General features: G+C 61.4%; 9 protein-coding genes and 1 tRNA gene. 9 read left to right on the top strand and 1 reads right to left on the bottom strand.

Annotated features, from left to right (window positions below):
- Positions 1-173 precede the first annotated feature (173 nt).
- The 5 genes from BGN95_RS11995 to BGN95_RS11975 all read left to right on the top strand — a co-directional run bounded on the left by BGN95_RS11995 (position 174) and on the right by BGN95_RS11975 (position 5,175).
- Positions 174-1,439 (top strand): reverse transcriptase domain-containing protein, encoded by a 1,266-nt coding sequence (locus BGN95_RS11995; protein ID WP_286772730.1) that lies wholly within the window; start codon positions 174-176, stop codon positions 1,437-1,439.
- A gap of 752 nt (positions 1,440-2,191) precedes the next feature.
- Positions 2,192-2,791: a hypothetical protein gene (locus BGN95_RS11990; RefSeq protein ID WP_286772729.1), complete on the top strand. Its 600-nt coding sequence runs from the start codon at positions 2,192-2,194 to the stop codon at positions 2,789-2,791.
- Positions 2,784-3,170: an RNA polymerase sigma factor sigma-70 region 4 domain-containing protein gene (locus BGN95_RS11985; protein ID WP_286772728.1), complete on the top strand. Its 387-nt coding sequence runs from the start codon at positions 2,784-2,786 to the stop codon at positions 3,168-3,170. The genes BGN95_RS11990 and BGN95_RS11985 overlap by 8 nt, the downstream gene beginning before the upstream one ends.
- Before the next feature lie 133 nt (positions 3,171-3,303).
- Complete coding sequence (locus BGN95_RS11980; protein WP_286772727.1) at positions 3,304-3,525, top strand: hypothetical protein; 222 nt, start codon at positions 3,304-3,306, stop codon at positions 3,523-3,525.
- A gap of 21 nt (positions 3,526-3,546) precedes the next feature.
- On the top strand, positions 3,547-5,175 hold the full coding sequence (locus BGN95_RS11975; RefSeq protein ID WP_286772726.1) for a recombinase family protein: 1,629 nt from the start codon (positions 3,547-3,549) through the stop codon (positions 5,173-5,175).
- Here BGN95_RS11975 and BGN95_RS11970 read toward each other — a convergent pair.
- Positions 5,137-5,226 (bottom strand) — tRNA-Ser (locus BGN95_RS11970). The two genes, BGN95_RS11975 and BGN95_RS11970, sit on opposite strands and share 39 nt — an antisense overlap.
- Positions 5,227-5,352: 126 nt before the next feature.
- Here BGN95_RS11970 and hspQ point away from each other — a divergent pair.
- The 4 genes from hspQ to BGN95_RS11950 all read left to right on the top strand — a co-directional run.
- Positions 5,353-5,730 (top strand): heat shock protein HspQ, encoded by a 378-nt coding sequence (gene hspQ, locus BGN95_RS11965; protein WP_179513485.1) that lies wholly within the window; start codon positions 5,353-5,355, stop codon positions 5,728-5,730.
- Between the two features lie 316 nt (positions 5,731-6,046).
- A complete protein-coding gene (rplU, locus tag BGN95_RS11960; RefSeq protein ID WP_179513484.1) occupies positions 6,047-6,415 on the top strand; it encodes a 50S ribosomal protein L21 in 369 nt (122 codons plus the stop codon).
- A gap of 13 nt (positions 6,416-6,428) precedes the next feature.
- The gene (gene rpmA / locus BGN95_RS11955; protein ID WP_179513483.1) at positions 6,429-6,698 is read left to right on the top strand and encodes a 50S ribosomal protein L27; all 270 of its coding nucleotides are present in this window, start codon (positions 6,429-6,431) and stop codon (positions 6,696-6,698) included.
- 178 nt (positions 6,699-6,876) lie between these two features.
- Positions 6,877-7,191, top strand: a 315-nt coding sequence (locus tag BGN95_RS11950) for a GNAT family N-acetyltransferase (protein WP_286772725.1), incomplete at its 3' end; no start/stop codon positions are given.

The following is a 7,191-nucleotide window of genomic DNA, read 5'->3' as shown; positions in this document are numbered from 1 at the left end:
CCGCTGCTGAGTTCAGCGCTCCGTCAGGCGGGTGAGGTTAATCGACAGGACCCCAAAGACGCGTGGCATCTGACCTTATCAAAGCAGTCCGAAACTTAAAAAACTTGGAGCGCGCATGGAGCGTGATCCGGCGAAACGGACGCGCGTCGAAATCCGAGGAAGTTCGACTCGAGTTGGAAGTCTTCGCCGAAGACGCGCCGACCAACTTGCGATCGATCAAATCTCGTCTCGGACACAATTCCTTCAAGTTCGATCTCGCTAAGGGCATCCCCATCCCCAAGCTCGACGACCAAGGAAAAAAGACTGGGAAGTTCAGGCCGGTCGTGCTCGCGTCGGTCGAGAGTCGTATCGTTCAGAGAGCGATTCTCAACGTATTGCTTGAAGTCCCTGCACTGAAGCCATTTATTCGGACATCTTACAGTTTCGGCGGCATCAGGGGTGAACGCGGATCTAAGAAAGACGGTCTCGGTCGCGCCGAATCGGTTTCGGCGGTACCGGCAGCGATCAAGGCGGTCCTCGCCGAGATAGGCGTCGGCGCAAAATTTGTCGCTAGTGCAGATATCAGATCATTCTTTACGCGAATCTCGAAGGAAGCCGTAACGAAGATTATCGCGACTGTAGTCGACGATGACGAGCTCATTGCATTGTTTCGGCAGGCCATCGACGTTGAGTTGTCCAATATGGCACAGCTCAGGGACAAGGCGGTTGATTTCCCTATCGAAGATATCGGCGTTGCTCAGGGCAACTCCCTTTCGCCACTCCTCGGAAACATCATTCTTGCCGACTTTGACCAAGTGATGAACGAAGGTGACTGTCGGTGTATCCGGTATATCGATGATTTTATCATTCTTGCGCCGTCAAAGGCTGCCGCAACTTCGCGCCTACGAAAAGCCGAAGGTTTGCTCAAAGAGCTCGGAATGGAGCTCTCTCCAGAAAAAAGCTCGAAGGGCGGAATATCAATTGATGCTGGGTTTGATTTCCTCGGTATAAATATTTCTCCGGGAGCGGTTCGACCCGGCACGAAGGCTCAAAGCAAGATACTGCGTTCGATACAATCGGCTTTTGAGGAAAGCCTTAAAGCGATGCGCGGTATTCAGCACGGCCAACCTTTCGATCGAGCATGCTCTCTTTCAAACACGTTGAAGAGGGTCGACGGAATGGTCGACGGCTGGGGAAAGCACTACTGGTTCTGCAACGATACGCAGGTTTTCTCAAACCTCGACATCAAAATTAGCGAAAGCATCCGCCGCTATCTCGGTGAATATGCCGCGATCCGCGCAGAGACCCCCGCGACCAGCCACCAGCGAATGCTAGGAGTTTCTGAACTCAGCAGCATCGCCCGCGAGCCCTTCGATTTCCCGGTGACCAGCAAACGGAAGGCAGAGCGCGACAAAAAGTTCGCGGTGAGCCGTTCATCGAGAGAAGCTTTATCTTCTTAGTCGAATTGGCAAATATCACGGCGCTACGGCGGCCCCTCGAGGATCGACACCGCTCGGCCGAGGGCTTCCGGGCACCCTTAGCGTTCGCGCGCTCACGATACGCTGCCGCCCCCAATTATCCAGCTCTCACATCCCGCCGAGGCCGCTGAGCGCCGAAGCAGTACTCGCAGTTAATGTCAGATAGCGATGACGAGCGGGGCAAAATTCCGGTCTCTAGTGAGGCAGTCAATTACCATGGCGAGATAAAAGGGGCGCCAGTCAGCGCCCCTTATGTGATTGTAAGATTGATATAATTTCGTCTGGCGCGAGGCAAAGCCGTCTGGCGTTTCCTCAAAAATTTCGCGGATTTCAGCACAAAATGCGTCTGGCACCCACGGAATTCTCCCGATTTCAACGGCAGACACGAATACCGTCGGAGAAAGAACCGGAATGGGTGCATCACCGTGCCGCCAGACGGTTGGGACCAGATCTTGCGACAGCTTGGCGCTGGGAATCCGGTCTGCTACATTAGGATTGCGCTGCGCAAAGGGCGGCGCCGGGACTGGTAATCCCGCTTGTCAGCTCGCTCGGAAGCCTTCGGTTTCCGGGGTGCCATCGCGTATGTCCAGACCTTCGGGTTAAAGGCGGCGGCGCATGTGACAAGCATGTTACCAGCCCCGGCGGCTCTCGCGCCCAGTGCGCGGGAGTTCGGGAGCATACCGCATCCACCCGTCACTTCCGTCAAACCGCAAGGATGCGGAACGGAGGTGCATATGGCGTCCCTTGCCCCCACCACATCGCGCCGGGCGCTGCTCGGCGCACTCACCGCGGTCACAGCCGGCGCGACCGCGCCGACCTGGCGCACCGCGCTGACGCGCGTTCAGCGCGCCTATGACGACGATCCCATCACATTGACGCGGACTCCCAGTGGCCGCGACCTGAGCCGGGCGCGCTATCGCCGCGCGGAGGAATTCTTTCCCACCGGCTCGCCCCACTCGGGAATGGATCACCGCGACTTCCTCTATCGCGCGGGCATCACCGCCCAGCTCGGCCTCTCATCGCATCTGCTCGATGTGGGTTTCCCCGACGCGTGGTGCGCACGCCATATCGGCCTGCGCGTCGCCAAATCGCTCGCTTACGCCAATGCAACCGGGCTGGGTCACGAATGCCCGGAGATGGCGCGGCTGGCCGATGTCTTGTCGCCCTACAACAAATGGAACGAGCCCCACCTGTTCGGTCCGTCCCCAAGCGACCGAGGCTTCGCCCCCAAGGAAATCGAGACTCTCCTACTCGCGCTGCTGGATCGCGTGCGTCTCGTGACCGGCCACCCCCAACGGCGAGCCCGGATCATAAGGGAGCAGCGTCATGGATGAGGACTACGAGACCAAACTTGCCGCCTACAACGTCGCGCTCGAAGCCCTGCCGACGCTTGCGAGAGCCGTCTTTTTAACAATCCGAGACAGCGGGAGGCCGTACCGAGAAATCGCTGCATCGCTTGGGCTGCAGACAGAGGAAATCAAGGAAATGATGACCTATTCGGTCACCCGCATCGCCCAGACGGTACTCGATAATCGCTCAACCGAAGATAGCCTCATATTTAAGCCCACGACAGATATCCTGATGGCCGAGCGCCGGCTGTTCTCGACCTACAAAGCATACCTGTATCGCAAGGGCACGCTCAGCTTCGAGGATTGGCTACGACAGATCGGGCCAGCCGCAAAACCACGCCTGATGGGGTGGTTGAGATGGTAGCCGCCAGCCTCGCACCTAGCCGATTCAACGCTAGCCTTGTCCATTTCTTCTTTTTCATCGCCCGGCTGCGACGGAAAGGCTGGCGAAGGAAAGGGCTATTCGCGATGGACGACTCGCGCGGGATAATCGCCCAATGCCACGGCCCCGCGACCTACGTGCGCCGACCGCATCCGAGCAGCTTTCGGCGCTGCTCGGCTTTCCCTGCCGCTTGGGCAGGCCGCCCAAGCTTGACCTCTCCGCATGGACGGTCAGCGATAACTGGCCCGACCCCGTGCCCATTACCGAGGCGGAAGTCGCCATATTTGAGCGCTGGTTCCGCGACCTGTTCGATGAGATGCTTGGCCCCGACCAATGACTCGATACTGAGGAGTCCGCCATGACGGTCCCGCTTCGCGCCGCCCTCTATCTGCGCGTCTCGACCGCGCGACAGGCCGAGCATGATGTCTCGATCCCCGATCAGCGGCGACAGGGCGAAGCCTATTGCGAGTCGCGCGGGCTTTCGCTGGTCGAAACCTTCGTGGAGCCGGGCGCGTCCGCCACCAACGACCGCCGCCCCGAGTTCCAGCGGATGATCGAGGCGGGCACGTCAAAGCCTGCCCCGTTCGATGTCGTCGTGGTTCACAGCTTCTCGCGCTTCTTCCGCGATCACTTCGAGCTTGAGTTCTACGTCCGCAAGCTGGCGAAAAACGGGGTGAAGCTCGTCTCGATCACGCAGGAGATGGGCGACGATCCGATGCACGTCATGATGCGGCAGATCATGGCGCTGTTCGATGAATATCAGTCCAAGGAAAACGCCAAGCACGTTATCCGGGCCTTGAAGGAGAATGCCCGGCAAGGGTTCTGGAACGGCTCGTTGCCGCCGATCGGTTATCGGACGATCGCGGCCGAGACGCGCGGTGCCAAGGTCAAGAAGAAGCTGGAAATCGACCCGCTCCATGCCGACACGGTTCGGCTGATCTATCGCCTCGCGCTGGAGGGCGACGGCACCACCGGCCAGATGGGCGTCAAGAACATCGTCTCCTACCTCAATAGCCGTCGTATCTTCACCCGCGACGGCGGCCGGTGGGGCATCGGGCAGGTTCACCGCATCCTGACCCGGCGCACCTACATGGGTGAGCATGAGTTCAACAAACGCACCAAGACCAAGACGCTCAAGCCCGTCGCCGAGATCGTCACGGTTGTGGTCCCGCCGATTATCGACCCCGAGACGTTCGAGGCGGTGCAGGCGCTGCTCAAGGCCCGCAACCCCAAGGTGATGCCATCCCGCGTCATCAGCGGGCCGACCATGCTTACCGGCCTGATCCATTGCGCCAAGTGTGGCGGGGCCATGACCATCCGTACGGGCAAGGGCGGGCGCTCCCGCTATTACGCCTGCTCGACCAAGGCGAGGCAGGGGCCAACCGCCTGCACCGGCATGGCGGTGCCGATGGAGAAGCTGGACGATCTCGTCGTCAAGCACCTTGAGGAGCGGCTGTTACGCCCCGAGCGGTTGGAAACCATCCTCGCCGCCGTTCTCGATCGCCGGCAGGAGCAGGGCGAACGTCGCCGGGAGCATATCGCCGAACTCAACAAGCGCGCTGCCGAATCAGAACTGCGCCTCAAGCGGCTTTACGACGCGATCGAGGCCGGGGTGACTGATATCAATGACCCGGCGCTCAAGGACCGCATCGACGGCCTCAAGGCCGTTCGTGACCAAGCTAAGGCCGATGCTGAGCGGGCACAGGCAATGCTAGACAGTTCGGGTAGCAAGGCCGTCACACCCGCAATGATCGAGCGGTTCGCCGAGACTGCCCGCCAGCGCATCCGGCTTGAAGGCGGTGGATATCGCCGCGACCATTTGCGCGCGCTCGCCCAGCGGGTTGAGGTCGCGGAAGGCGAGGTGCGTATCATTGGATCGAAGACCCGGCTGCTACAAACGCTTCTCGGAAAGCCCGGCGTAAACGCGGTGCCCGTTCAGGGACTTAAGTGGCGGAGAGGGTGGGATTCGAACCCACGGTACCCGTAAAGGCACAACGGTTTTCGAGACCGTCCCAATCGACCACTCTGGCACCTCTCCGCGAGGTCGTCCGCTGGTGGCGCTTGGCGGCGCCGGCGGGGCGATCGAGGGCGGGCCTCTAGCGGCATTGTTTCGACCGCGCAAGCCGCCCATTGCCCCTTCCGCCGGACACACTAGATTAGCCTCATGAGTATCAAGGCCGCCTCGTCCCCTACGCCCCCCGCCGCCATCGCCCCGCCGATCGCCCATGCGCGATTCGCGATCGGCGACGTGGTGCGCCACCGCATGTTCGATTTCCGCGGCGTGGTGTTCGACGTCGATCCGGTCTTCAACAACAGCGACGAATGGTATGAGGCGATCCCGGAGAAGATCCGGCCGCGCAAGGACCAGCCCTTCTACCACCTGCTCGCGGAAAACGCCGAATCGACCTATGTCGCTTATGTCAGCCAGCAGAATCTGGTCCCCGACGACAGCGACGAGCCGATCGACCACCCCGCGATCGCCGGGCTGTTCACCGACTTCGCCGACGGGCGCTACAATCTGCGCCGCGAACACCGGCACTAGGCTCAGCTTTCGTCACCCCGGCCTTGAGCCGGGTCCATCGGGAGGCAAGCGCGGAGCAAGAGGCTCTGGCCGTGGAGCGTGCGGCACAATGGACCCCGGCCCAAGGCCGGGGTGACGGCGGAAGCAGAATCCACCTCACCCGAGATTATCGGATGTCGAGTCCCGTGCGAGATTGCCGGCTCCACAAAAATGCGCTGCCAGCGTATTTTCCAACCCGCCACACCGGTTGACAGAATCACCGCGCTAGCTTAACCGCGCCGCTTCTCCCGACGGGCACGCCCGTTCGGGCAATTGCATTTGGAAAGTGATGAGGGCCATGTTCGCAGTCGTGCGCACGGGCGGCAAGCAATATCGCGTCGCCGCCGGAGACAAGATCGTCGTCGAGAAGATCGAGGGCGATGCCGGATCGACGGTCACGCTCGGCGACGTGCTGCTCGCAGGCGAAGGCGCCGAGCTGAAGCCGACCAGCGGCCTCACCGTCGCCGCGGAGATCGTGGCGCAGGCGAAGGGCGAGAAGGTCATCGTCTTCAAGAAGCGTCGCCGTCACAATTATCGTCGCCGCAACGGCCATCGTCAGCAGCACACGATCCTCAAGATCGTCTCGATCGGCGCCGCCGAGAAGAAGGCTGCGAAGAAGGCCGCCGCGAAGCCCGAGGGCGATGCCGCCCAGGCCGCCGAAGCGTAAGGAGTAGATCGCAATGGCACATAAGAAGGCAGGCGGTTCGTCGCGTAACGGTCGTGATTCGGCCGGTCGTCGCCTCGGCGTGAAGAAGTTCGGCGGGCAGGAAGCCGTCGCCGGCAACATCCTCGTGCGCCAGCGCGGGACCAAATTCTATCCGGGCCGCAACGTGGGCATGGGCAAGGACCATACCCTGTTCGCGCTCGTCGATGGCCGCGTCGTATTCCACGACGGCAAGCTTGGCCGCAAATTCTGCTCGGTCGAGATTATGGCGCAAGCGGCCGAATAACATCGGGTAACCAGCCGGGTTGCCCACCAGGGCGACCCGGGTTCCGCGCATCGGAACCAGCCAGACAAGGGAGACGGGTCCGCCCCGGCTCCCTTTTTTCGTGCTCCCATTCAACCACTTGTGTCGTTTTCCCGTCATCAACACGGGCTAGCGGCGCGAACAGGTGAGGAGAGCGACGATGTTCGCGCGGACGAGTAGATTGACGTTACGGCCGTGGTGGCCGGAGGATGCCGCGACGCTGACGGCGACGATCGCGCATGAGGCGGTCGCCAAGAAGCTGGCGCGGATGCCGTGGCCCTATGCGCTCGACGATGCGGAAGCATTCCTGTCGCTGCCGCGTGGCGCGACCGAGCCGCGCTTCGCGATCCTCGCGCATGACGGCGATTACCCGCGGCTGATCGGCAGTATCGGGCTGCATCGCGGCGAGCAGGTGCACGAACTGGGCTATTGGCTGACGCCGAACGCCTGGGGCCGCGGCTATGCCACCGAGGCG

Origin of the sequence: Sphingomonas sp. 66-10 (assembly GCF_001897045.1) — a bacterium.
Taxonomy (GTDB): domain Bacteria; phylum Pseudomonadota; class Alphaproteobacteria; order Sphingomonadales; family Sphingomonadaceae; genus Sphingomonas; species Sphingomonas lycopersici.
Note: the sequence above shows the minus strand (reverse complement) of the source record. Positions and strands in the feature narration are given on the sequence as shown.

Bases quoted from the DNA above. Each gene is read 5' to 3' on its own strand.
- BGN95_RS11990 (WP_286772729.1), top strand. From the start codon at position 2,192: ATGGCGTCCCTTGCCCCCACCACATCGCGCCGGGCGCTGCTCGGCGCA.
- BGN95_RS11985 (WP_286772728.1), top strand. From the start codon at position 2,784: ATGGATGAGGACTACGAGACCAAACTTGCCGCCTACAACGTCGCGCTC.
- BGN95_RS11980 (WP_286772727.1), top strand. From the start codon at position 3,304: ATGCCACGGCCCCGCGACCTACGTGCGCCGACCGCATCCGAGCAGCTT.
- BGN95_RS11975 (WP_286772726.1), top strand. From the start codon at position 3,547: ATGACGGTCCCGCTTCGCGCCGCCCTCTATCTGCGCGTCTCGACCGCG.
- hspQ (WP_179513485.1), top strand. From the start codon at position 5,353: ATGAGTATCAAGGCCGCCTCGTCCCCTACGCCCCCCGCCGCCATCGCC.
- rplU (WP_179513484.1), top strand. From the start codon at position 6,047: ATGTTCGCAGTCGTGCGCACGGGCGGCAAGCAATATCGCGTCGCCGCC.
- rpmA (WP_179513483.1), top strand. From the start codon at position 6,429: ATGGCACATAAGAAGGCAGGCGGTTCGTCGCGTAACGGTCGTGATTCG.